General features: G+C 73.2%; 16 protein-coding genes. 6 read left to right on the top strand and 10 right to left on the bottom strand.

What is annotated here, in order from left to right; all coding sequences use genetic code 11:
* Positions 1-43 precede the first annotated feature (43 nt).
* Complete coding sequence (locus ACZ46W_RS00660) at positions 44-604, bottom strand: hemerythrin domain-containing protein (RefSeq protein ID WP_468329109.1); 561 nt, start codon at positions 602-604, stop codon at positions 44-46.
* Between the two features lie 483 nt (positions 605-1,087).
* On the opposite strand from ACZ46W_RS00660, the gene ACZ46W_RS00655 reads away from it, so the two are divergent.
* From ACZ46W_RS00655 to nhaA, 3 genes are all read left to right on the top strand, one after another.
* Positions 1,088-1,825, top strand: a complete 738-nt coding sequence (locus ACZ46W_RS00655; protein WP_468329106.1) for a S1 family peptidase — start codon at positions 1,088-1,090, stop codon at positions 1,823-1,825.
* Between the two features lie 468 nt (positions 1,826-2,293).
* On the top strand, positions 2,294-3,829 hold the full coding sequence (locus tag ACZ46W_RS00650; RefSeq protein ID WP_468329103.1) for an alanine/glycine:cation symporter family protein: 1,536 nt from the start codon (positions 2,294-2,296) through the stop codon (positions 3,827-3,829).
* 260 nt (positions 3,830-4,089) lie between these two features.
* Positions 4,090-5,388, top strand: coding sequence for a Na+/H+ antiporter NhaA (gene nhaA / locus ACZ46W_RS00645; protein WP_468329100.1), 1,299 nt, complete (start codon positions 4,090-4,092; stop codon positions 5,386-5,388).
* On the opposite strand, the gene ACZ46W_RS00640 is transcribed toward nhaA, so the two are convergent.
* From ACZ46W_RS00640 to ACZ46W_RS00600, 9 genes are read right to left on the bottom strand one after another with little or no spacing between them, the layout of a single operon-like run.
* Positions 5,358-6,191, bottom strand: a complete 834-nt coding sequence (locus ACZ46W_RS00640) for a thioesterase II family protein (protein ID WP_468329097.1) — start codon at positions 6,189-6,191, stop codon at positions 5,358-5,360. The two genes, nhaA and ACZ46W_RS00640, sit on opposite strands and share 31 nt — an antisense overlap.
* A 37-nt stretch (positions 6,192-6,228) precedes the next feature.
* Positions 6,229-7,095 (bottom strand): ACP S-malonyltransferase, encoded by an 867-nt coding sequence (gene fabD, locus ACZ46W_RS00635; protein ID WP_468329094.1) that lies wholly within the window; start codon positions 7,093-7,095, stop codon positions 6,229-6,231.
* On the bottom strand, positions 7,092-7,598 hold the full coding sequence (locus tag ACZ46W_RS00630; RefSeq protein ID WP_468329091.1) for a flavin reductase family protein: 507 nt from the start codon (positions 7,596-7,598) through the stop codon (positions 7,092-7,094). Before ACZ46W_RS00630 ends, fabD begins: the two co-directional genes overlap by 4 nt.
* Entirely contained in the window at positions 7,595-8,662 is a 1,068-nt protein-coding gene (locus ACZ46W_RS00625) for a MupA/Atu3671 family FMN-dependent luciferase-like monooxygenase (protein ID WP_468329088.1), read from the bottom strand. The genes ACZ46W_RS00630 and ACZ46W_RS00625 overlap by 4 nt, the downstream gene beginning before the upstream one ends.
* Positions 8,663-8,695: 33 nt before the next feature.
* Positions 8,696-9,985, bottom strand: a complete 1,290-nt coding sequence (locus ACZ46W_RS00620) for an MFS transporter (RefSeq protein ID WP_468329085.1) — start codon at positions 9,983-9,985, stop codon at positions 8,696-8,698.
* Positions 9,985-11,547: an amino acid adenylation domain-containing protein gene (locus ACZ46W_RS00615; protein WP_468329082.1), complete on the bottom strand. Its 1,563-nt coding sequence runs from the start codon at positions 11,545-11,547 to the stop codon at positions 9,985-9,987. The genes ACZ46W_RS00620 and ACZ46W_RS00615 overlap by 1 nt, the downstream gene beginning before the upstream one ends.
* A complete protein-coding gene (locus ACZ46W_RS00610) occupies positions 11,544-15,050 on the bottom strand; it encodes a beta-ketoacyl synthase N-terminal-like domain-containing protein (RefSeq protein WP_468329080.1) in 3,507 nt (1,168 codons plus the stop codon). Before ACZ46W_RS00610 ends, ACZ46W_RS00615 begins: the two co-directional genes overlap by 4 nt.
* The gene (locus tag ACZ46W_RS00605; RefSeq protein ID WP_468329077.1) at positions 15,047-20,035 is read right to left on the bottom strand and encodes an amino acid adenylation domain-containing protein; all 4,989 of its coding nucleotides are present in this window, start codon (positions 20,033-20,035) and stop codon (positions 15,047-15,049) included. Before ACZ46W_RS00605 ends, ACZ46W_RS00610 begins: the two co-directional genes overlap by 4 nt.
* 31 nt (positions 20,036-20,066) lie before the next feature.
* Entirely contained in the window at positions 20,067-21,920 is a 1,854-nt protein-coding gene (locus ACZ46W_RS00600; RefSeq protein WP_468329074.1) for a non-ribosomal peptide synthetase, read from the bottom strand.
* A 245-nt stretch (positions 21,921-22,165) separates the two neighbouring features.
* Between ACZ46W_RS00600 and ACZ46W_RS00595 the strand changes: the two genes are divergently transcribed.
* The 3 genes from ACZ46W_RS00595 (at position 22,166) to ACZ46W_RS00585 (ending at position 25,687) form a co-directional block, all read left to right on the top strand.
* Entirely contained in the window at positions 22,166-22,906 is a 741-nt protein-coding gene (locus ACZ46W_RS00595; RefSeq protein ID WP_468329070.1) for an SDR family NAD(P)-dependent oxidoreductase, read from the top strand.
* Between the two features lie 426 nt (positions 22,907-23,332).
* A complete protein-coding gene (locus ACZ46W_RS00590) occupies positions 23,333-24,409 on the top strand; it encodes a 4-oxalomesaconate tautomerase (protein WP_468329067.1) in 1,077 nt (358 codons plus the stop codon).
* A gap of 45 nt (positions 24,410-24,454) precedes the next feature.
* On the top strand, positions 24,455-25,687 hold the full coding sequence (locus ACZ46W_RS00585; protein WP_468329064.1) for an amino acid--tRNA ligase-related protein: 1,233 nt from the start codon (positions 24,455-24,457) through the stop codon (positions 25,685-25,687).
* The last annotated feature ends 1 nt before the right edge of the window (position 25,688 follow it).

The following is a 25,688-nucleotide window of genomic DNA, read 5'->3' as shown; positions in this document are numbered from 1 at the left end:
CGAGGAGCACCGGCGAGGGACGCATGCGGCCGCCTACCGGGTGTCAGCCGCGTCCGCGACCGGTCAGCATGTCGCGCATGCGGTCGACCATGCCGGCGCCGGGGGCGAGGATCTTGTTCGCGGGAGGCGTGTCGGGGGCGGAGGGGTGCGGACGGGTGGGGGCGGTCTTCTTCGCGCTGCGGATCTTCTCCCCCAGCTCGTCGAGGGCCTTGGGCGAGCAGGACTCGGCGAGGAGGGGGAAGAGCCGGCTCTCCTCGTCGGTGACGTGGGCGGTCACCGTCGACTTGAGGCGGCTGATGAGGGTGTCGAACCGCGCGTCGCCCGGCCGGCAGCCCTCCAGGTCCTTGAGCATGCGCTCGACCTCGCTGTGGTCGGCGATCTCCTTGTCGGCGAGGTCGTCCCCGTCGTCCACGTACCGGCGCACCGCCGGGTACAGGTACATCTCCTCCGCCACGGCGTGCCGGACCAGCTCCATGGTCAGCTCGTCGGCCAGCTCCCGCCGCTGCTCGTCGCCGGCGGGCAGTCCTTCGATCTTGGTGAAGAGGCCGTCCACCTCGCGGTGGTCGGCGGTGAGCTCCTGAATGACGTTGCCGCCATGTCCCATGGTCGTTTCTCCTTCGTCTCCGGGGTCGCCGGGCCCGCGCACTGCCTGGCCCACATGCCTGTCGGGGTTATTCGTCCCCGAGGCGACCCGGCCCGGTGTCGTCAATGCCTTCCGTGTCACCCGAGCGGCGGGCATCACACGCGCCGATTCCCGACGAGGCCGTCGCCCGGAACGAGGCGGTGAGCAGGCGCGCCGGCCTCCCGGCGTCCCGGCACGGCCACTTTCCCGCTGCCGAACCCTGGCGCGGGGCGGGCGCCGGGCACGGGAGCGCAGTCGTCAACTCACCTTTTTCACACCGGCGTTGGCGGTCAAGTTTTGCCCTTCAACCTCTTGCGGGCGCGGTGGAGCCTCTGTCAGATTCACCCCGAGAATGACATGCACGCGACAAGCCCACCCAGCTCGCGCGTGCGGTCATCGCCGCACACCTGTGCGGCGCACGGTCCTCACCGAGGACCCACCAACCCCCACACAATGGAGACGAACGTGCGAACAGCCAGACTGGTGCCCGCCCTCGCGGCCACCGCCCTCTCCGTCTTAGGACTCGCTCCCACCGCCGCGGCGCAGACGGCGCCGCCCACCGGCGCGTCCGCCCTCGCGCCCGGGGCCGAGGTCCAGCCCATCATCGGCGGCGGCTACGCCAACAACGCCCCTTGGGCGGCCCGCCTCTTCTCCAACGGCCGGCAGACCTGTAGCGCGTCGATCATCGCCCCGACCTGGATCCTCACCGCGAAGCACTGCGTCGGGGGAGGCGGCCTGTCGTTCCGCATCGGCAGCCTCGACCAGACCACCGGCGGCACCGTGGCCAACGGTGTGAGCGTCCACAACCACGCGTCCTCGGACATGTCGCTGGTCAAGCTCGACCGTTCCGTGCCGGGCACGTACGCGCGCCTCGGCCAGCCGGGCTCCGTGTCGGTGAACCAGACCGTCCAGGTGTACGGCTGGGGGGCCACCTCCCAGTGCGGCTCGGAGATCAACTGTCAGTCCCGGTACCTGAAGGTCGCCGACGTCATCGTCACCGGCGGCTGCCGTGACGCCTACAACGGCTCGGCCATCTGTGCCCGCCGCGGCAACGGCATCACGGCCGGCGGCGACTCGGGCGGTCCGATGATGGCCAACGGCATCCAGGTGGGCGTCGCCTCCACCAGCGACCGCCAGACCACCACGGCCTACACCAACGTGACGGCGTACCGCTCCTGGATCCAGAGCGTCGCGGGCGTCTGACCGGGCATACGCGACCGGTGCCCTCCGCCATGCCATGGTGGAGGGCACCGGCCTGTCATGCCGGTCGACGGGCCGGGCTCGCGGAGGGCGCCGGCCGGGCTCGCGGCGGGGTCGTGGGGGTCGCCGGCCAGATTTAGGTGTCCGATGAACGGACCCCGGTGGCCGGATAACGGTCTGGTCTCGTTCGCTGGCACTTTCGAAGATTACTGACGGTCATGTGATCTGCGCCACTAAAGAACCTGTAAAGGGCGTGGTAGAACTGCGCAACTCCGCAGGTGGCCCCACCCCTCGCCATCGTGTGGAGTGCCGGCGCACAGGCCGGCTGCACGACCAGGGTGATCACGGTCCGAGTCCGCGGACCGTCCATCCAGGGTCGCCGATCGGACAACGGCGTTCGCTCAAAGACCGCACATCTTTCACCGGCGCGACCTCCCGCGTGCCGGTCCCCGCGCCACCGAGGTAGCCACCGTGTCACTCGACTCCATCACCACGTCCGTCGACGAGGCCGTCAGCGGATTCTTCGAGCCCATAGCCACCTGGCTCGGAGAAGTCGTCTTCTACTCCGTCCCCGTCGCCGGCACGGAACTCCCCCTCATCGTCGCCTGGCTCGTCGTCGCCGGACTGGTCTTCACCGCCTGGTTCGGATTCGTCCAGATCCGCAAGTTCAGACTCGCCGTCGACGTGGTGCGCGGGAAGTACGACGAGAAGGGGTCGGCCGGTGAGGTCAACCACTTCCAGGCGCTGACCGCCGCCGTCTCCGGCACCGTCGGTCTCGGCAACATCGCCGGTGTGGCCGTCGCCGTCTCCATCGGTGGCCCCGGCGCCACCTTCTGGATGATCCTGTGCGGCCTGCTCGGCATGGCCACCAAGTTCGTCGAGGTCACCCTCGGTGTGAAGTACCGCGAGGTCCACGCCGACGGCACCGTCTCCGGCGGCCCGATGCACTACCTGCCCAAGGGCCTCGCCGAGCGCTTCGGCACCGGCGGCAAGAAGCTCGGCAAGATCCTCGCGATCCTCGCCTCCTTCATGGTCCTGTTCTTCGGCCTCTTCGGCGGCAACCTCTTCCAGGTCAACCAGTCCTACGCCCAGATCGTCTCCGTCACCGGCGGCGACAACGGCCTGATGGGCTCCTCGGCGGGCGCGCTGTTCTTCGGCATCCTCGTCGCCGCCCTCGTCGGCATCGTGCTGCTCGGCGGCATCCGCTCCATCGCCAACGTCACCAGCAAGCTCGTCCCGGCCATGGCCGGCATCTACATCGCCGCCTGCCTGGTCGTCATCCTGGCCCACGTCACCGCCGTCCCCGCCGCCATCGCCACCATCATCGAAGGCGCCTTCAACCCCGAGGGTGTCGCCGGTGGTGTCCTCGGCGCCCTGATCATCGGCTTCAAGCGGGCCGCGTTCTCCAACGAGGCCGGTCTCGGCTCCGCCCCCATCGCGCACTCCGCGGTCAAGACCAAGCACCCCGCGAGCGAGGGCCTGGTCGCGCTGCTGGAGCCGTTCATCGACACCGTGATCATCTGCACGATGACCGCGCTGACCATCGTCATCGCCAACCCGGCGAGCTGGGCCGAGGCCCGCAAGGGCGAGTCCATCGGCGGTGTCACGATCACGTCGGACGCCTTCGGCACGGTCATGCCGTGGTTCCCGTACATCCTCACCGTCGCGGTCCTGCTGTTCGCCATCTCCACGGTGCTGACCTGGGGCTACTACTGCATGAAGGCCTGGACGCACCTGTTCGGCCGCAGCCAGGCCAGCGAGCTGACGTACAAGATCGTCTACACCCTGTTCGCCGTCGGAGGCTCGCTCCTCACCCTCCAGACGCTGATCGACATGGCCGACGCCGTGCTCTTCATGCTCGCCGTCATCAACATCATCGGCCTCTACCTCCTCGCCCCGGTCGTCAAGCGCGAGCTGAACTCCTTCCTCGAGTTCGTCCGCGCCCGCAACGCCGGTGAGATCACCGAGGACGACGAAGACGAGGAGTCGGTGAAGACCACCGTCTGACCGCCCCCGCGGCCCGGCTCCTGAGCGGCCCGTTCCCACCTCGCGCCTTGGTGGGAACGGGCCGCTCGCCATGCCTGTTGACGGTGTTTCAGCAGGTGAAACTGGGTCTGGCGGGGGACTGGGCAGGCGGTTATGGTGTGAAGAACGCGTCAAGGGACGCCGCTCGGCGGCGACATACGGCGCGCGGTGTGCCGGGAAGTCTGGTCGGCGTCCCAGGGGCCCGTATGCCCTCGAACCGATCCCTTCCCGGAGGCCCACCGATGGCTGCTGCCCCGCGCGAGCGTTCCCCCTTCCTCGGCATCCTGCCCCTGCCGGAACGCAACGCCGTGGTGCAGGCGCTGAGGACGGAGACGGTCGGCGGGCTCATCCTCCTGATAGCGGCCGTGGTGGCCCTGATATGGGCCAACTCCCCCTGGGCCGGCGCCTACGAGCACATACGCGACTTCCACTTCGGCATACCGGCGCTCGGCCTGGACCTCTCCGTCGGCCACTGGACCGCCGACGGCCTGCTCACGATCTTCTTCCTCGCCGCCGGCATCGAGCTCAAGCGCGAACTGGTCGTCGGCGAACTGCGCACCCCCGCCACCGCCGCGCTCCCGGTCGTCGCGGCCGCCGCCGGCATGGTCGTCCCCGCCGCCTTCTACGCCCTCACCGCATCGGCGGGCGGCGGCAGCCTCAACGGCTGGGCGGTGCCGATGGCCACCGACATCGCCTTCGCCCTCGCCGTGCTCGCCGTCCTCAGCAGCCACCTCCCGGCCGCGCTGCGCGCGTTCCTGCTGACCCTCGCCGTCGTGGACGACCTGGGCGGCATCCTCGTCATCGCGGTGTTCTTCACCAGCGACCTGAACTTCACCGCGCTCGGCGGTGCCCTCGCCGGACTGGTCCTCTTCTACGCGCTCCAGCGCCTCCGCGTGCGCGGCTGGTGGTGGTACGTCCCCCTCGGCCTCGCCATCTGGGCGCTGATGTACCACGGCGGCGTCCACGCCACCGTCGCCGGCGTCGCCATGGGCCTGATCCTCCGCACCACCCGCGACAAGGGCGAGACCGCCTCACCCGCCGAACGCACCTCCCACCTCCTCCACCCGGTCTCCGCGGGTGTCGCGGTACCCCTCTTCGCCCTCTTCGCCTCCGGTGTCACCGTGACGGCCACCTCCCTGGGGCAGGTGTTCACCGAACCGGAACCGCTGGGCGTGGTCCTGGGCCTGGTCGCCGGCAAGACGCTCGGCATCTTCGCCGGGACCTACCTCGCCGCCCGGTTCACCCGCGCCCGCCTCAACCCCGACCTCGCCTGGGCGGACGTCTTCGCGCTCGCGGTGCTCGGCGGCATCGGTTTCACCGTCGCACTGCTCATCGGCGAGCTGGCCTTCCCGGACCCGGCCGCCGCGGGACAGATCAAGGCGGCCGTCCTCGTCGGCTCCCTCGTCGCCGCGTCCCTCGCCGCCCTCCTCATCAAGCGCCGCAACGGCATGTACCGGCGCCTGTACGAGGAGGAGAACCGCGACGACGACCACGACGGCATCCCCGACATCTACCAGCGAACCGGCTCCGTCGCGCGCTGACCGGCACGCGACCGGGGGGCGCGCGGCAGCAGCCCGTCCAGCTCCAGCTCCAGTTGGGCGACGAGCGAGGCCTCCTGCCCCTGGAAGTAGAAGTGGCCGCCCGGGAACAGGTGCTGCCCGACCAGGCGGTCCGCGCCCTCGGCCCAGGCCGTCAGCGCGTCCACGGGCACCACGGTGTCGTCCTCCCCGCCGAAGAGCGACAGGGGCACCGACACCCGGCCCGCCGCGCCGGGATGCGGCCGCCACCGTTCCGTGACGGCGAAGTCGGCCCGTACCCGAGGCTCGAAGACGGCCCAGACGTCCTCGTCCTCCAGCAGGGCGGACGGCAACCCGCCCATCTCCGCGAGCGCGGTACGCAGCTTCGGCCCCGGAAGGGTGTGCAGCCGCACCTGGTCGGGGAGGTGCTCCCCGTACGGTGCCTCGCACGCCGAGACACCGAGCCAGACGGGCGCGGGCAGACCGCGCGCAGCGAGCTGGACCGTCATCTCATAGGCGACCAGACCCCCCATGCTGTGGCCGAACAGTGCGAAGGGCCGGTCGAGCAGTCCTTCGACGTCGTCGAGGAAGAAGCCGGCGAGCTCGGGGGCGCTCTCGTAGGCCGGCAGGTGGCCGAGGGTGCCACGGCCGGGGGCCTCCAGGAGGCAGACGTCCCAGTCCTCGGGGAACAGGGGCGCCCACGCCGTGTACGCGAGGTGCGATCCGGCCGCGTGGTGCAGCAGGAACAGGCGCAGCGTGGGATCGGCGACCGGGCGCGGCCTGACGAGCGAGACGCCGGCCGGGCGCGGTGTGGTGAGGTCGGTCATGAACGGAACTCCTTGGTGCCTCGTGTGTGTGGGTGCCTCATGCGTGCCTGACGACGCGTGACCGGTGCGAGTGAAGGTCCCGCAGCATGCGGGTGAGGGTGCGGCCCGCGCCGATCTCCACGAACTCGGCGTCGGGGGTGTCCAGTGCCCGGACGGTCTCCCACCACAGCACCGGGTGGTGGATCTGTTCGACGAGCAGGCCGGCGATCCCGGTCGCCGGGTAGGGCCGGGCGGTGCGGTTGGCGATCACGGGGATGGCGGGGGCGGCGAGCGTGACGGCGCGCAGCGCGGGGGCGAACTCCTCGGCCGCCGGTGCCATGTGGGTGCTGTGGAAGGGGCCGCTGACATCCAGGCGGCGGACCCGGCGGGCGCCCGCGTCGAGGAGGACCGCCTCCGCCTCCTCCAGCCCGTCCTCGGGACCGGCGATCACCGTCTGCTCCGGCGTGTTGAGGTTCGCCACCTGGACCGCGTCCAGGCCCGCCCGGCGCAGCAACAGCCGCAGCACCGCCTCGTCCAGGCCCAGCACCGCCGCCATGCCGCCCCCGGTGACACGGGCCATGGCCCGCGCCCTGGCCACCACCAGCCGCAGCCCGTCCGCGAACCCGAACACCCCGGCCGCCTCCAGGGCGTTGTACTCGCCCAGGCTGTGGCCGATGGCCACGTCCGGGGCGGCCCCCTCGGCGCGTGCCGCCCGCAGGGCCAGCGCGTTGACCACGTACACGGCGGGCTGGGTGTACTCGGTGCTGCCCAGACGGCCCTCCGGATCGTCCAGGCACAACTCCCGGATGGAACGGCCGAGGATGGCGTCCGCCTCGCGGACCAGGGCGGGGAAGCGGTCGAACAGCTCGCCGCCCATGCCGGTGTGCTGGGAGCCCTGGCCGGGGAACATGAAGATGCGTGTCACGTACGTTCCTTGATCTGGACGGCCGGTCCGGGCAGCAGGCGGCTGTCGTGGAAGAGCAGGGGCGGCTCGTCGGACAGCACGTCGAAGGCCTCGACGTCCCCCAGGACCACGGTGTGGTCACCGGCCGAGTGGGTCGCGCGCACCGAGCAGTCGAAGTACCCGACGGCGTCGAGGAGAACCGGTGCCCCGGAGTGCGGGCCCGGCTTCCACGGCCGTCCGGCGAACGCGTCCTCGCCGTCCGGCCGGGTGGGATCGGCGAACCAGCGCGCGTCGGAGGTCTGGCGGGCGGACAGCAGGCTGACCGCGAAGGCACCGCTGCGCACGATCCGCGAGCGGAGACGGGAGCGCTGCCCGAGCGCCACCATGATGACGAGGGGGTCCAGGGAGACGGTGGCGAAGGCGTTCACGGTCGTCCCGTGCGGCCGCCCGCCGTCGATCCCCGACACCACCGTCACCCCGGTGGGGAAACGGCCCGCGGTGCGCCTGAAGTGGCTGGTGGTCATACGAAGGTCTTCCGCAGCTCGTTGAGGTGGGTGAGGCCGTCGAGGACGACCTTGGCGGGCAGTCCGAAGTCGATCAGGCAGGCGACCTCGTCCACGCCCAGCCCGCGCATCCGCTCCACGACGCGCCGCGCCTTCGGCACCGTGCCGAGGAGACCGCCGTCGTCGTAGTAGCGGTCGAAGGCCCGGTCGACGAGGAAGTCCACGTCCTTCTCACGGAGCCGGGACGGGTCGATCTTGCGGGCACCGGCCACCCCGGAGCCCAGCAGCAGCCCCAGTGAGCTGCGCAGGTACGCCCGCAGCGGTCCGCGCACCAGCTCCCGGGCGGCGTCGTCGTCCTCGCCGAGGAACGTGTGGACCATGACCACGACGTGGCCGGGCCAGTCGTCGGCGCCGGGCCGGGCCCTGACCGCCTCGCGGTACGCGGCGATCTTGGCCGCGAGTTCGTCGAGGTCCTGGCCCAGCAGGTGGGTCAGGACACCGGCGCCCAGGCGGCCCGCGTTGCGGAACGTCTCGACGCCGCCGGCGCTGGTGATCCACAGGGGGAGGTGGCCGCGCACCGGCGGCGGGTAGGCACGCACGCGCTTCTCCTCCCCGGCGCCGTCCAGCACCGTCATCTCCTCGCCCCGCCACAGCGCGCGCACCTGCTCCGCGGCGTCCACCATGAGCTGCCGGCGGTTCTGGTACGCCTCCGGGCGCAGCGCGAAGTCGACCGCGTGCCACCCGGAGGCGAAGGCGAGCCCGACGCGGCCGCCGGAGATGTTGTCGACGACCGCCCACTCCTCCGCGATCCGCAGCGGATGGTGCAGGGGGGCGACGACACTGCCCGCGCGGATGCCGATGCGGCGGGTCGTGGCGGCGATGGCGGCGCCGGTCACGGACGGGTTGGGGTAGAGACCCCCGAAGGGGTGGAAGTGGCGCTCGGGCGTCCACACGGCGGTGAAGTCGTTCTCGTCGGCGAACCGGGCTCCTTCGAGCACCAGGTCGTAGCGGTTCCCCCCGGCCGGGGCATCGCCGCCGTCACCGTTGTCACCGTTGTCACCGAAGTAGAACAGGCTGAAATCCATGGGGTTCTTCCAGTCGAAGGGAGGGGTGGCGGGTCAGGCGGAGACCGCGCGCGGGGCCTCGGCGTCCTCGGCGTCCTCGTCGGCTTCCGCGGGCGTCCGGGACTCCGGCGTCCTCGTGCGCCGCGCCCAGCGGGCGGCCGCCGGCGTGGCCAGCCCTCCCGCCAGCAGGACGCCGGCGAACAGCAGCCAGCCCGGCCAGCCCCAGCCGACGATCACCGCCGTGGCCAGGAGCGGGGTGACCGCCGCGCCGACCCTCTGGACGAGGTTGAACAGCCCCTGGTACTGGCCGTGGGCGTGGGCCGGGGCGAGGTCGTACGACAGCGCCCACGAGCCGGCCGAGTGCAACATCTCGCCGAAGACGTGGACCAGCGCACCGGCCAGCAGGCACACCACGGCCACCCACGCGGGCTGACCGGCGGCGACCGCGAACAGGGCGCAGCAGGCCGCCAGCAGCAGCCCGGCCCTGCGCATGGCCCGCGCACCGCCCATCACGTCCTCGGCGCCCTTGCTCATGCGGACCTGGAAGAGCACGCACACCACCGTGTTCAGGAACATGATCGCCGCGTAGACGGAGACCGGCGCCTCCGTGCGGTCCGCGATCCAGATGGGCAGGGCCACCGTCAGCAGCGCGTCGGTGCCCAGCACGAGTACGGCGTTGAGGGCGGCCACCGCCAGGAAGGGGACGTCACGCAACACGTGGCGGCCCTTGGCCTCCTCCGGCCGGGGCGGCGCCTGCGTCCTCGGAAGCCGGCAGCACAGCAGCCCGGCGACCACGAACAGCGCGCCGCTGACCAGGAGCAGGGTGGTGAAGACCGCCCGGGTGTTCACCGCCAGAGCCGCACCGCCGAGCAGGGTGCCCAGCGACAGGCCGATGTTGATGACGGACTGGAGGTAGGCGCGGGCCCCGACCCGTTCCGACGGCGGCAGCGCCTCGGCGATCAGCGCCCCCCGCGCGGCCGCACTGGCGGAGTCCGCCATCGCGGACAGGCTCACCACGACCAGGAAACCGGCGAATCCACCGGCGAGGGTGTAACCGCACACGACGACGCCCTGGAGCACGCCGAAGGCGATGGACGTGGTCCGCGACCCGAGGCGGTCCGACAACTGGCCGGCCGGAAGGCTCACGAGCATGGCCAGGACCGCCGAGACGGTCAGTCCGAGGCCCACCCGCTGCGACGGGATCTCCACGGTGCGCAGGAAGTACAGCACGGTCACGGAGAGCAGGAACCCGTTGGCGACGGTCCGCGCGAGGTTGCTCACGGCGAGGACGCCGACAACACCGCGGCGTGGCTTCAGATCCCGCAGGATCGACAGCGCTGCCATCAGACGGCTCCCGCCCGCGCGTCGAACGCCCGCCGCAGCGCCGGGCGGTCGATCTTGCCATTGGGGTTGAGCGGCAGTTCCGTCATGTGCGCGAACCGACGCGGCACCATGTGCACCGGGATCCGCTTGCGCAGCCAGAGCATCAGGTCGGTGGGCCGCTGCTCCTCTCCCGTGTAGCAGGCGACGAGTTCGGTCTCCGTCGCGCCCTCGACCGGCACGACGACCGCCTCGGTCACGGCGGGGTGGCGGCGTACGGCGGCCTCGATCTCACCGAGCTCGATGCGGTAGCCGCGCAGCTTGATCTGGTTGTCGAGGCGCCCGAGGTGCACCAGGGCGCCGTTCTCGTGCCGGACCCGGTCGCCGGTGCGGTAGTAGTGGTCGGGCGTGAGACCGCCCTCCCCCCGATGGATCCGGGTGCCGGACTCCGGGTCGTACGACAGGAACCTGCCCGCGTTGTCGGAGGGGTCCAGGTAGCCGTCGAAGCGCTGGGAGCCGCGGACGCACAGCTCCCCCTCCGGGGCCGGCCGCCCCTCCTCGTCCAGCACCACGTGGTCGAGGAAGTCGTACACCGGGCCGATGGGCACCGTGTCGTTGGAGGTCACGGGCCACTGTGCCGGGTCGGGCGGCAGCCGGAACTCCGTGCACGCCACGGTGAGTTCGGTGGGCCCGTAGACGTTCTCGATCACCGCGTGGGGCGCCGTCTCCCGCCACAGGCGCGCCTGCTGGTACGTGAGCTGCTCGCCGATGAAGATCCCGTACCGCAGCCCGGTGGCCAGGCCCGGCGGCAGGTTGCCGAGCGCCGCCGCCACCGACACCACCGAGGGCACGGAGAACCAGTGGGTGATGCCCCGCTGGACGACGTAGTCGGCCGGCTTCATCAGCTCGGTGCGCTGCGGCACCACGAGCGTGGCACCGGCACCCCAGGTGACGAACACGTCGAAGACCGACGGGTCGAAGGTCAGGTCGAAGGTGTGCGAGACCCGGCAGCCCGGTCCGACCTCGAAGCGCTCGATGTTGTGCGCGATGTACGGTGCGAGGTTGCGGTGCCGGATCGGCACGCCCTTGGGGCGGCCCGTCGACCCCGATGTGAACAGCACGTAGGCGACGTCGTCCGGCGTTGTGACGCAGGGCGGCAGGTCGCCGGCGGGCTCCAGGGCGGCCGTCTCGGCGTCGCTCAGCCGCAGCACCGTCGCCGGTGACTCGCCGACCAGCACGGGGAGTTGCGCAGCGCCGCCGTCGTCCACGACGAGCGCCTCGATGCCCGCGAGATCGCAGACCGACCGGTTGCGCGCCGCCGGGTAGCCGGGGTTGAGCGGGGTGACCGTGGCCCCCAGCCGGAGGGCCGCGAGGTACCCGGCGAAGGCGGTGAGGCTGCGGGACGCGAGCAGGGCGACCCGGCGGGGCGCCGCGCCGTGGGCGCGCACGAGGGCGCCCGCGACGGCGTCGGCCCGCCGGTCCAGCTCACGGTAGGTCAGGGCACTGTCGCGCACCTCCAGGGCGACGGCGTCGGGGGAGTGCCGCACGCTGCGGCGGAACCATTCGTACAGGGTGCGGTCGGTCACGTCAGTCCTTGCGTACGGGTGTGCTCTGCGAGAAGTCCGGCGAACGCCGGGTGGTGCGCGGCGGCGAAGTCCAGGCAACGCCACAGCAGTTCCCGGGTGGGTGCCGGGTCGTGTCCCCGGCGGGCGAGCCAGCCCGACCAGGCGTGGGCCTCCAGCCGCCCGCCGCCGAGGGCGTGACGGCTCAACCGCCGGGGCGCCAGCGGGTCGAGCGCTTCGTTCTCCCGGTCCAGCGCGCGCAGCGCCACGGCGCGCTGCCACTCACGGCCGGGCACGGCGCGGGTGGCGCCGGCGCCCTCCGTCAGCAGCTCGCACAGCGCCGCCGGGGTGACGGTCGTCGCGTCGACGAGGTGGTAGGCACGGCCCACCGAGCCCGGCAGCAGCGACAGTTCGGCGACGGCCCGGGCGACGAGGTCCACCGGGGCGACGGCCAGCGGACGGTCGTCGCGCGGGTGCGTGCCGACGGCCAGGCTCCCGGCCAGCAGCCGCCAAAGGGGGTCCGCCGGGTCGCAGGCGCCGGTGCCGGCCGCGCCGAGCAGCAGCCCGGTGCGGAACACCCGGACGCGCATGCCGTCCTCCTCGGCGCGCTCCAGCAGCCGTTCGGTCGCCCAGGCCACGGTGGCCGGGCCGTCCGCCCCCGGCTCCAGGGGCTGGTCGCGGCTCTCCTGGACCGCCCCCTCACCGCCGAGCGCGGTACCGCACGCGGCCAGCGACGACAGGCAGGTGAAGTCCTGCACGCCGCAGCGCCGCATCCAGGCGAGCAGGTCGGCCAGCGGCGGCAGCGCGTCGCCACGCAGCCGGGCGTACGAGCCGGTGGCCCCGGCCGGCTCCGCGCGGTGCACGACCCGGCCGATCCGGCCGTCGTCGTGCGCGTCGAGCAGTTTGCCCAGGTCCGCCGCCCGGCCCAGCAGCAGCGGTACGCGCTCGGGCGCGGGCTCCGGCAGTCCGGCGGCGGCGGCGCGGGCGCGCAGCAGCTCCCGTCCCTCCCGCTCGTCGGCGGCCGGCACGAGGCAGTGCACCCGGCCGGAGGCGGTCCTCAGCAACTCGTGCAGGACGAAGGTGCCGAGCAGGTCCGTCGCCGTGGTGAGCAGGGCGTCCGGTGCGTCGGAGCGCACCGCCGTGGCGGGGCGCCCCAGGTCGAGCGCGAGATCGGCGGTGAGGAGGTCGGCCTCGTCGGCGGGTTCGGGCGCGGCCCCCGGGGCGTCCGACGCCGGTCCCGGCGTGGCCGGGGCGTGTACGGCGGGCCCGCCCCCGGCGGGCGATGCGCCGCCGCCCTTCAGCCCGGTGACGACCCGGGCCAGCCGGCGCACGGTGGCCCGGCCGCCGCCCGCCCGGTAGACGTTGACGGACACGCCGTGGCGGCGCTGGACGGCGGCCTCGATGCGCATGGCGGTCAGGGAGTCCCCGCCGAGCGCCGCGAACTCGTCGTCGAGCCCCAGGGCGTCCACGCCGAACAGCTCCCGCCACAGCGCCAGCAGGTCGGCCTCGACCGGGTCGTCGGAGACGGCCACCGCCGCTTCGTCGGCGCGGTCGTCCGCCGCCGCTCCCGGCGCGGCCGCCGGCGGCACGGCCAGCGGCGGCAGCCGGTCCAGCGCCCAGTGGCGGGTGCGGGTGAACGGGTAGGTGGGCAGGGGTACCCGCCGGCCGCGCCCGTCGGCCAGCACCTCCCAGGCGACGTCGGCGCCGTGCAGCCAGGCGGCGGTGACCGCCTCGTCGATCCGGTCGGCGAGCGTCCCGGCGTCCGCGCGCGGGTCGAGGACGTACTGCCTCGGCGCCGGATCGGCGTCACCGACGACGACGGTGAAGCCGTCCTCGGGGCCGGACCGGTCCCCGGGGCCCGCCACCACGTCGCAGCGGCCGCGCAAGGCCGGGGTCAACCGCCCGACGACCGGCTCGGCGACGTCCTCGCCCGCCGTGACGAGCAGGCGTACGCGCTGCGCCGGGCGGGGCGTGCCGGGCGCCCGGTGCCGCAGGGCGCCGGGCAGGGCGCCGGGCGCGGCGGTCACCACGCGCCGTTCGGCGAAGGCGACCCGCCCGACCCGGAGCGTGTGGGCGGCGTCCGTCGCGGTCGCGGCACCGCTCTCCAGCGCGTCCGCCATGTCCCGGGCGAGCGCGTCGAGTTCGGCCGTGGTGCGAGCGGACAGCACCAGCCGGACGCGCTCGCGCTCGGGCGCCGGCGCCCGCGTCGCGGCGGGCGGGGGCCCGAGAACGGCGGTGGCGTTGGTACCGCCGAGGCCCATGGAGTTGACGAGCACGAAGCGTTCGTCGTCCGCGACGAGCCCCGGCTCCGCCGAGATGGTGAAGGGGCTGTCCGCCAGTACCCCCGGGTTGCGGGGCCGCTCGTACAGCGGGTGCGGCGGCAGGTGGCCCGTACGCGCCACCTGTACGGCCTTGATGAGCCCGGCGATTCCGGCGGCGGGGCCGCAGTGCCCGATGTTCGCCTTCACCGACCCCAGGGCGCAGTAACCGGTGCCCGGCTCGGCCGCACCGTCCTCGCCGGCCCTGACCCCCTCGGTCAGCCCGCGCAGCTCGATCTGGTCGCCCAGCGGTGTGCCGGAGCCGTGCGCCTCGACGTACCGGAGCTGGGTGCCGCGCACGCCGGCGACCTCCAGCGCCGAGGCCACCACGTCGGCGAGCCCGGCCGGGCTCGGGGCGGTGAACCCGGAGCGGGCGGAGCCGTCGTTGCCGACCGCCGTGCCGTGGACGACGGCGAGGACCGGGTCCCCCTCGGCAAGCGCGTCACCGAGCCGCCGCAGGGCCACCACACCGACGCCCGAGCTGAACGAGGTGCCCGTGGAGCGGGCGTCGAAGGGCCGGCAGTAGCCGTCGCGCGACTGGAGCCCGCCCGGACGGTACCGGTAGCCGAGCAGCGGCTCGTTCACGGTGGCTCCCCCCGCGAGAGCCATGTCGCACTCGCCGGACAGCAGGCTCAGCACCGCGTAGTGGACGGCGGTCAGTGAGGACGAGCACGCGGTCTGCACACCGATCGAAGGACCCCGCAGGTCCAGCTTGTACGCCACCCGGGAGGCCAGGAAGTCCCCCAGGCCGCCCAGGTGGAGGGCCACGTCGTCCACGGCGGCCAGAACCCCGCCCTCCAGGGCGCGGCCCGCGTGCAGCGCGGTCATGTACGTACTCGGGCTGCACCCGGCGAAGACACCGGTGACCAGCGGGCTGCCCCGGTGCGGGCGGCCCGCGGATTCCAGCGCCTCCCAGCACGCCTCCAGGAAGACGCGCTGCTGCGGATCGGTGGCCTCCGCCTCGCCGGCCGAGTAGCCGAAGAACTCGGCCGCGAACTCCTCCGCGCCCGGGATCCCGGCGGCGCGCGTGACGTAGTCGGGCGAGTCCAGGACCTCGTCGGTCAGCCCGGCCGCCCTCAGCCGGTCGAGGTCGAGGTCGCGGACGGCGACCTTCCCGTCGGCGATGTTCCGCCAGAACTGCGGTGCGTTCCAGGCGTCGGGGAACCGGCAGCCGACGCCGATGACGGCTATCGCGGTGTCGTCACTCACGCGGAGCGCTCCTCGGCGGCACCTACGGCACCAGCGGCACCGTTGGCATCGGCGGCACCGGCCGACGGGCGCCGCGACCGGGCCAGCAGGCGGCCGCGGCCACCCGCCGGACGCGCCGGGGCCACCGGAGCGGACTCTGCCCGTCCGGCACCGTCCGGCCCGCCGAGGAAGGTGGCCTGGGCCCGTACCGTGCTGTGCTGGAACAGGTCGGCGGCGTCGATCTCGCCGTCGGTGAACTCCGACAGCCTCTCCAGCAGGACGATCAGCAGCAGCGAATCGCCGCCCACCTCGAAGAAGTTGACGTCGTGCGGCACCTCGGGCACGTCCAGGACCTCGCACCAGGCGGCGGCGACCTTGGACGTCAGGTCCGGCGCCAGGTCCGGCGTCGAAGCGGTGTTCTGCGATGCGGCGGTGGGGAGCACGGGGGCCTCCAGGTCGTTGGTCAGGTCACGGGCGGCGTCGGCCAGCCCGGTCAGCAGCTCGTCGACGGTCGGCGCGTCGAAGAGCGCGGTCGCGTAGGCGAGGGACAGCCCGAGGCGGTCGCCGCCTCCGGTCGTGGTCAGCTCCAGCTCGTACTTGAGCCTCAGCGCGGGCGGCCGCAGGTAGCGCGAGCCCGTGCCGTCCCCGAGCCGGGGCGGTGGCGGCTCCTCGTCCGTCGCGTTGACGTAGAGCGGCGTCACCGCCGGGCGGCTGAGGTCGCGGTCCGGGTGCAGCCCGGCGGCCAGCAGCTCGAACGGGGTGTCCGCGTGGCGGAAGGCGGTCAGGGCGGATTCCCGCACCCGGCCGAGCAGCTCCCGCCAGGTCGGCCCGTCGGTCAGGTCCGCCCGGACGAGCAGGGTGTTGACGAACATCCCGACCGCGCCGGTGCTCCCGGGGACGTCTCGCCCGGCCCACGGGAACGCGAACAGGAAGTCCCGCTGCCCGCCGCGCCGGGCCAGTACCGCGGCGAACAACGTTGTCGCGGTCATGAACGTGGTGCAGCGCAGCTCCCCGGTCACCTCCCGGACCCGGGCCGTCAGGTCCGCCGGCAGCAGCAGCTCCCGGCTGTCCGCCGACACGTCCTGGGTGGCGCCCCGGGGCCGGTCGTGCGGCAGTTCCGCGTCGGTGGGCGCGCCCGCCAGCGCCGCGAGCAGCGCGTTCGCTCCGTCGCCCGGGTCGGGGGCGGGCGGGAGGGCCGCCGGATGCACCGGCTCGGGCAGGACCGGGGGCTCGCCGGTGCGCAGGGCGCGGTAGGCCGTGGCGAGCTCGTCCATGACGATCTGGAGCGACCAGCCGTCGCTCACGATGTGGTGCACCCCGTACGCCAGGACCGTGCGGCCCTCGCCGGCGGCGATCACCGCACCGCGCGCGGGCGCCTCCTTCGCCAGGTCGAAGGGCGACCAGCAGACCTCCGCCACATGGGCGTCCAGCTCCTCCTCGCTCCAGCCCGTGCCGTCGACGAGCGTGACCTCGGGCGGAGCCCCGTCGGTCCGGTAGCACACGCGGCGCTGCTTGGCGTCGAACGTGAATCGCGACCTCAGCGCCGGGTGGCGGCCGAGGACCACGGCGAACGCCTCGCGCAGTGCGGCCAGGTCCACGGCGCCGGTGAACTCGACCACGCTGGGCGCCAGGTAGGCCGTACGCAGGGCGGGCAGCCGGTCGATCAGCCACAGCCGCTGCTGGACGGAGGTGGCCGGGTGGGGCCCCTCCTCCGGGACGATCGAGTGCGGCCGTGCGGACGGCACGTGCCCGCCCTCGGGGCCGCTGGGGAGGCAGGCCGCGAGCCCCGCCACGGTCGGGTCCGCCAGGAAGGAGCGGAGCGGAATCGCCGTGCCCCACTCGTCCTCGGCCGCCGCCAGCATCCGGACGGCGAGGAGCGAGTGCCCGCCCAGGGTGAAGAAGTCGGCGTCCGGGCCGAGGGCACCCGCCAGTGGCGCGCCGCCCCCCGCCGCCCGGCCCAGGAACCGGGCCATCAGCCCGGCCGCACGCCGCTGTCGCGGCGTCAGCTCGGCGGCGCGGGTCTCCTCGTGGCGCAGCGGCCTCTCCCGCAGCCCGGCCAAGGCCGCGAAGTCGACCTTGTCGTTGGCGGTGCGGGGGAGGGCGTCGACGACGTACACCTCGGAGGGCAGCACGGCGGACGGCAGCCAGCGCCGCAGGGGACGGACGACGTCCTCCCGGGTGGGCGGTGGGCCGTCCGCGTCCTTCAGCTCCACGTACGCGACGAGCTGGACCGGGGTGCCGGTGGCGTGCACGGCGGCCGCCGCGACGGCGGGGTTCTCCTCGATGAGCCGGCGGACCTCGCCGGGCTCGATCCGGTTGCCGAGGATCTTCACCTGGTCGTCGGCGCGCCCGAGGTACTCGAGCAGGCCGTCGGGCCGCAGCCGCACCCGGTCGCCGGTGCGGTACATCAGCGCGCCCGGCTCGGTGGCGTACGGGTCGGGGAGGAAGGCCTCCGCCGTCCGTTCCGGCCGGCCCAGGTAGCCGAGAGCGACGCCCGCCCCGGCCACGTACAGCTCGCCGGGCACCGTGGCGGGCAGTTCCTCGCCGTGCGGGCCGAGCACGTACGCGCGGGTGCCGGGCAGGGGCAGGCCGATGGGGGGCTGCCGTTCGTCGTCCGGATCGACGCGGGCCCAGGTGCTGTTGCAGGACGCCTCGGTCGGCCCGTACACGTTGCGCACCTGAACGTTCCAGCGGTGGGCGCAGTCGGCCGCGAGCCGGCGGGGCAGGGCTTCGCCGCCGGAGTACACCAGGCGGAGGGCGGTGGGCGCGCTGTCCGGGCCGTCGGCCTCCAGCATCGCGTGCAGCAGGCTGGGGGTGACCGAGCCGGCGACGGTGGCCCCCTCGGGCCCGCGGATCAAGGAGAGCAGGGCCCGTGGATCGCGCCGTTCCACATCGTCGGCGACGATCAGTCGCGCCCCGGCGAGCAGCGCCTCGACGACGTTGAACGTGGCGGGGTCGAACGCGGTGCCGGCGGTGAGCAGCAGCCGGTCGTCCGGGCCGAGGCCGGCGTCCTCGGCCCACCACAGTGCCGTGTTGAGCAACCCGCGATGGGGCACGAGCACACCCTTGGGCCTGCCCGTCGTGCCCGAGGTGTAGATCAGGACGGCCGGGTCCTCGCCGTCCGGACGGACCGCGTCCACCGGTCCGTAACCGTCGCCGTGCGCCCGCACCTCGTCCAGGCGCACCGGCTTCACGGAGGTGTCGAGACCGTGCAGCAGCTCGGCACCCGCTTCGTCGACCAGGGCCAGCGACGCCCCGGTCTCCTTCAGGATGAAGTCGACGCGGGCGGGCGGCGTGTCCATGGCCAGCGGTACGAAGGCGGCGCCGGCCCGCAGCGCGCCCACCCAGCCCGCGACGAGCGCGCCGCCCCGGGAGCACAGCACCGGGACGAACGAGCCACGCCCGGCGCCGTGCGCCCGCAGGTGCCCGGCGACGGCCTGTGACCAGGTGTCGAGCTCACCCCACGTCAGCGTGGTCCCGGCGCAGGTCACGGCGGGGGAAGCGGGGTCCATGGCCGCCATCCGGCGCTCCAGCGCCTCGACGGTCCCGCGCGGGCCGGTCGCCGGGTCGCGTTCCTCGCCGACCAGCACCCCGGGGGGCAGCGTGCCCGACGCGCGTGCGGTGAGCGGGAGTCGGCACAGTCGCGCGCCCGGATCGCGGACGGCGGCCCGGAGGAAGGCCGTGAAGTTCTCCGCCAGGGCGCGGGCCGTCTCGCCGTCGTAGCGCTCCACGTCGTACTCGATCGTGCCGGTCAGGCCGCCGTCCGGACCGGCGTCCACGCCTTCCCCGGCGCCGCCGCCGAGGCTCCCGTCCCGGTACTCCAGGACGAGGGAGAGGTCCTGCTTGGCCGTTCCGGTGGGCAGCAGCACCGGCGGCTGCCAGCGCGGTTCGCCGTCGCCGCGCGGCGCGGGGGCGTTCTGGAGGATGAAGCCGATGTCGGCGAGCCCCTCGCCCCTGCGCGGCCCCTCGCCGCCCGTCCGGGCCAGGAGCCGGTCGAACGGCAGCCGCTGGTGGTCCAGGACGCGGAAGGCCTCGCCGCGCACCTCCGTGCACAACTGCTCGAAGGTGCCCTGCGGATCGGGACGGCAGACCAGGGGGACGGTGTTGACGAAGAAGCCGACGAGCCCGGCGACGGCGGCGTGGGGACGGTTGGCGGCCACCGTGCTCAGCAGGAACTCCTGGCGCCCGGTCCACCTCTGCACAACGGCCTGGAAGGCGGCGAACAGCACGGTGAACGGTGTCGCCCGCAGCCGCGTCGCCAGGTCCCCTGCCTCTCGCACGAGCCCGGCGGGCAGGTGGAAGACGTACTGCTCGCCCTTGCGGTCCCCTTCCGGCACGGATCGTCGCGGCGGACGGTCGCCGAGGGTGACCTCGCCCAGGGCGGGCAGCAACCGCGCGGCGCGGGCGTCGAGGGCGGCGGAGAGGGCGTCGTCGTCGAGGGAGGCGCGTTCCCACGCCGCGAAGTCGGCGTACTGAAGGGGGAGTTCGGGAAGGGCGACCGCCTCGCCTGTCGACGCCTGCTCGTAGGCGGCGGCCAGGTCCTCGTACAGCGCGGACAGCGACCAGCCGTCGATGGCGATGTGATGCACCGTCAGCAACATGCTGTCGCCGGCCTCGCCGCCCCGCCACACGGTGCACCGCAGCGGCGGGGCGGCGGACAGGTCGAACGGGGCACGGGCGCGCCGCTCCAGCTCCCCGGTGGTCGCCGGTCCGTCGATCACCTCGACCGGGACCGGGGCCGGGGCGTGCACGTACTGGACGGGGCGGCCGTCCCGCAGCCCGTAGGTGGTGCGGAGGACCTCGTGGCGCGTGACGACCGCTTCGAGCGCCTTCATCAGCGCCGTCACCTCGACCGGCCGGTTCCAGCGGGTCAGCAGGGGAACGTTGTAGACGGCCGTCCCGGGGGAGGCCGCGTCGATGTACCAGAGCCGTTCCTGCGCGGAGGACAGCGGCGCGACGGTGGCGGACCTGCGGTACGGGGCGGTGGGCGGGGAGTGCTGTGCCATCGAATCGTGTCTCTTCGTTCGTCGGTGTGGTTCAGCGCGGGACCGGGGCCGCCGCGCGCACCGTGTCGGCCAGCTCGGCCAGGCTGGTGGCCAGGAGGACGTCCGCGGGGCCGATCTCGACCCCGAACGCCTCGCTGATCCGGAAGGAGGCCTGGGTCGCGAGGATCGAGTTGCCGCCGAGCGTGAGGAAGTCGTCCGCAGGGCCGACGGACGGAGCGTTCAGCAACTCCGCCCAGACCCGGGCGATGCGGTCGGTCACGACGTCGTCGGCGGCGCCGGACGCGGCCGCCCGGCCCTCCGCCCCGCCAGCGGGCAGGTTCTCGACGAGCCGTTGGATCGCGCGGCGGTCGGCCTTGCCGGTGGGCCCGATCGGAAGGGTGTCCAGCACCAGCCACTGGGCCGGGAGCATGTACGCGGGGAGGGTGGCGGACAGCGCCGAGGTGAGCCGCGCGGCCGCGTCCTCGCCGGGGCCGGGCGCGCCTTGGCCGCGTGCGAGGAAGGCGCCGACGAGCCGGGCGTCGGGTCCTTCTCCGGTCTTCTCGACGAAGGCGGCGTCGGTCAGCCCGGTCGCCACCGCGGCGCGCTCGATCTCCTCCAGCTCGATGCGGAAGCCGCGCAGCTTCACCTGGCGGTCGGCCCGCCCGACGAGTTCCAGGGCGCCGTCCGGGAGGCGCCGGACGAGGTCTCCGGTCCGGTAGACCAGCGACCGGTTGGGCCCTTCCGGCGGGTACGGCACGAAGGAGGCGGCCGTGCGCTCGGGCTGCCCGAGGTATCCGGTCGCCACCCCGGGCCCGCCCACGCACAGTTCGCCGGTCGAGCCGGGAGCGACGGGGCGCAGCCGCGCGTCGAGCACGTGCAGTTCGGTCCGCTGGAGGGCGTACCCGATGGGAACGCGGTCGCGTCCGGCCAGCGACTCCTCGGTGCAGTCGAAGTAGGTGGCGAAGACGGTGGTCTCGGTCGGCCCGTATCCGTTGACCAGGCGTCCCGGCGGCGCCTCGGCCAGTACGCGGTGGACGGCGGACAGCTCCAGTTGCTCACCGCCGACGACCAGGGTGCGCAGGGAGCCCAGGGCTGCCGGGGCCTCGCGGGCCACCATGTGGAACAGCGAGGTGGTCAGGAAGAGGGTGGTGATGCCTTCGGCGCGGACCAGCTCCACCCAGCGGTCCAGGGGGAGTTCGACGGGTGAGGGGAGGACCACGAGGGTGGCGCCCGCGGTCAGCGCGCCCCAGATCTCGAAGGTGGTGGCGTCGAAGGCCGGGTTGGCCGCGTGCCCGACCCGGTCGTCCGGCTCGATGGTGCAGTACGTCGCCCCGGTGACCAGTCGGTGAACGGCCCGGTGGGGCACGACCACGCCCTTGGGGGTGCCGGTCGATCCGGAGGTGTACGCCACGTAGAAGGGGGCGTCCCCGTCCACCGCCGCGTGCGGGACCGGTGTTCCGGGCCGGGCGGCGGTGCGCGGGACGGTCAGGACGGGCGTGGCGGGTGCCACGTCCAGCGGGCGTGGGCGCCGTGCGTCCGCGGCACCCACGACCACGGCGCGGACCGCCGCGTCGGCCAGCACGGCGGCGACCCGGTCGGGCGGCGCGTGCCCGTCGAGCGGCAGGTAGGCGGCTCCCACGCGGGCGATGCCCAGCAGGGCGACGACCAGGTCCACGCTCCGGTCCAGGTCGACCGCGACCAGGTCACCGTGGCCGACGCCGAGTTCGGCCAGGGCGGCCGCGGTGCTCCCGGCGCGGTCCCACAACTCCTGGTACGTGAGCGATGTCGCGGTGCCGGGGTCGTGGACGGCTCGGCTGTGCGGGTGTTGGGCCACGTGCGCGGCGACGAGGTGGTGGACACCGGCGGTGCCGGGGTGCCGCATTGCGGGTGGCGACGACGAACTCATGGACTTCCTCTGACCAGTGCGCGGTGGTGCTGCTGACAGAGGGGGAAGGCGAGAGCCGGGCAGCCGCCGGGCCGCCCGGTGGGCGGCGGTGGACGACTGCGCGCTTGCTGCTGACCGCGGCGGGTCATGCCGGCGGTACGAAGTCCTTTTCCCCCGTACTTTCCGCAATGCGGAAAGTGGATTTCGTATGACGACACACTAGGATCCGCCGTGAATCACTGTCAACCGCTGTCCGTGGAGACCTCATGAGCAACCGCCCCGTCGCGCTGATCACCGGTTCGTCGTCCGGAATCGGCGCCGCCATCGCCCGCCGCTTCGCCGCCGAAGGGATGCGCGTGGTCGTCAACTCGGCCTCCAGCGTGGCGGCCGGCGAGCGACTGGCCGCCGAACTGCCCGACGCCCGCTATGTCCAGGGGGACGTGTCCGACCCGGCCGACGTCCGCCGTGTGGTCGACGCCGCCATCGATGCCTACGGGCGGCTCGACGTGCTCGTCAACAACGCCGGCACCACGCGTTTCATCCCGCTCGACGACCTCGACTCGGCCGACGCGGACGCGTGGCGCGCGATCTTCGACGTCAACGTCCTCGGCACCTGGCAGATGACCACGGCCGCCGTGCCCCACCTCCGGGCCGCCGGCTCCGCCGCGATCGTCAACATCTCCTCGGTCTCCGGCAGTCGGGCCCTGGGCAGTTCCATCCCGTACGGCGTCAGCAAGGCGGCCGTCAACCACCTCACCCGCATGCTCGCCGCGACCCTCGGCCCCGAGATCCGGGTCAACGCCATCGCGCCGGGCCTCATCGAGACGCCCTGGTACGACGAGGCGGCCGATGTGCTGGAGAGCTCCCGCGAATGGGTCACCGCCAACACGCCGCTGCGCCGGGTGGGCACCCCGGAGGACGTCGCGGAGGCCGCCCTCGCCCTGGTGCGGGCCACGTACACGACCGGCGACATCCTCAGCCTGGACGGCGGCCGGCACGTCGTGTGAACCGGCCGTACGCCCGTGCCCGCCGCAACCCCCTCGTACCGCGAGGGGATTGCAGCGGGGGTACGAACGAAATATGAAGATCTTGTAATGGGCTTGCCCGGCCGCTTCCGTTGCTCCTAGGGTCGATCAACGAAAGAGCAGCACGGGGGATCCGGACCGTGGATTCCGATGGGCAGCGGTGACGGAAACACGCCGAATCGCGTAACACGCCGAATCGCGCAACCGCCGGCCCGCCCACGGTCCCGAGTACGACCCATGTGACAACGGTGGCCCGAAACACGCTCAGCGGCGTTCCCCGCCGGCCCCGTTCACGGTCCATGGGCGCATGAGCGCTCCACGAGCGGTCACCAAGCGCGTCCATCCCCTTTCCGCCCGCCTCGCGGTGTGGCGAGTGCTGCACGGATACGTACGTCATAGGGGGAACCAATGCGGCGAATCCCGTGCGTCTTAATGCGCGGAGGAACGTCGAAGGGCCTGATCTTCCACGCCGACCACTTACCGACCGATCCCGCGGCCCGGGACCGCATCCTGCTGCGGGCCATGGGGTCGCCGGACGCGGCACAGATCGACGGAGTCGGCGGCGCCACCACGCTCACCAGCAAGGTGGCCATGGTGCGGCGCTCCCGCCGGCCCGACGCCGACGTCGACTACCTCTTCGCCCAGGTCGACGTCACCGCACCGGTCGTCGACACCAACCCGAGCTGCGGCAACATCCTCTCCGCCGTCGCCCCGTACGCCGTCGAGAGCGGCATGGTGGCCGCCCAGCCGGGCGAGACCACCGTACGGATCTTCAACGAGAACACCCGGACCGTTTCCACCGCGATCGTCCGGACGCCCGACGGCCAGGTCACCTACGACGGCGACACCCGGATCGACGGCGTCCCCGGCACCGCGGCCCCGGTCAAGCTCGACCTCGCCGCCACCGCCGGCTCCCGCACGGGGAAACTCCTGCCGACCGGCTCACCCCGGGACATGATCCGTGGCGTCGAGGTGTCCTGTGTGGACATGGCCACGCCCATGGTCCTGATCCCCGCGGCGGCACTCGGCCGCAGCGGGTACGAATCCAAGCGGGAACTCGACGCCGATCCCCAACTCCTCGCCCGCGTCGAGGAGATCCGCCGCGAGGCGTCCCACATCATGGGCCTCGGTGACGCCACCGGGAAGGTCATCCCCAAGGTGGCCCTCCTCGCGGCCCCCCGGCACGGCCCGGGCATCACGTCCCGCTACTTCGTCCCCCACCTGTGCCACGCGTCGCACGCGGTCACCGGAGCGGTCTGCATCGCCGTGGCCACCGGACTCGAAGGCAGCGTCGCCCACGACCTCGCGCACCTGCCCGACGGGCCACGGCGCACGGTCCGCATCGAGCACCCGGCCGGTGAACTCGCCGTGGAACTCGAGATGAACAGCGGCCGCTTCCCGACCCCCGACGTCCGGCGCGCAGCCGTCGTCCGTACCGCGCGGCGGCTCTTCGAGGGCAGCGTCGTCCTGCCCCACGACGTCTGACACACCCGACTCCCCACTCCGCACCACTACTTCTGGAGCACACCCATGCCCCTCGCACAGCCCACCGACGTCATCCGCGGCTGGATCGAAGAGATCCGGCCACTGCCCGGCGACGCCGGACACACCGAACTCCTCGTCCGCGGCTCGGGCACCACCCGCGCCGTCACCGTCGAGCAGGGGCTGCTGCCCGCCGACGGACTCACGGCACAGAGCGTCGTCGAGCTGACCGTCGACGAGTCGGGCGACCTCCCGCGGGCCACCGCCCTGCGGGTGGTCTCCGCCGCCCTGCCCCTGCCGGTCGACCTGCGCGACCCCGACCTCACCGACCTCGGCCACCGGCACCTGCACATCCGCGGCCGCCGGCTGCGCGCCGCCGCGACGCTCAGGCACTACGTGCAGAAGTACGTGCGTGAGTTCCTCGACGCCCAGGGCTGCCGACTCGTCCAGACGCCCATCCTGACCAGCGCCTCGTCCGTCTCCAGCGGCGCCGTGTTCCAGGTGCCCTACTACGGCGACCGGACCGCCTCGCTCCCGCAGAGCAACTGGATGTACGCCGACGCCATGGTCAGCGCGCTGGAACGCGTCTACACCTTCGGCCCCACCTTCCGCCGCGAGGACGACGCGGACGGCATCCACCTGGTGGAGATCTGGCAGGTCTCCGCCGACTTCGCCTGGGCCACCTACGAGGACCTCATGGCCATCGAGGAGGACATGCTGCGGCACGTGGCCGTCCGGCTCCGGGACGAACACGCCGACGTCTACGCCCTGGCCGGCCTGCCGATGGACCACCTGGACGCCTTCAGCAAGCCGTTCGCCCGCATTTCCTACGCGGAATCCGTGACGCTGCTGCGGGACCTGGGCCATGAATTCGACTACGGAGCGGACTACAACAAGGAGCAGTCCGACGCCATCAGCGGCACTTTCGACCGGCCCTACTTCATCACCGGTTTTCCGAAGGAACTGAAGAATTTCTGGTTCCCGGTCAAGGACGACGGCACCACCCCGACCAGTGACCTTTTCGCGCACACCGGACAAGGCGAAATCATCGGCGGCGGTGAACGCGCGCACGACGCCGAGGGAATGATCGCGGGGCTCCGGCGGCGCGGGTACGACCTGGCGAAATTCGAATGGCTCGTCGACATCCGCCGCTACGGCTGCACGCCGCACGCCGGATTCTCCATGGGCTTCGACCGGCTCGTGGCCATGTACCTGGGCGCCGAGGACATCTGCGACGCGGTTCTCTTCCCCCGCCTGCCGCACGAGGCCATCAAGCCGTAAC

It is taken from the genome of Streptomyces sp. NPDC031064 (assembly GCF_055570965.1).
Note: the sequence above shows the minus strand (reverse complement) of the source record. Positions and strands in the feature narration are given on the sequence as shown.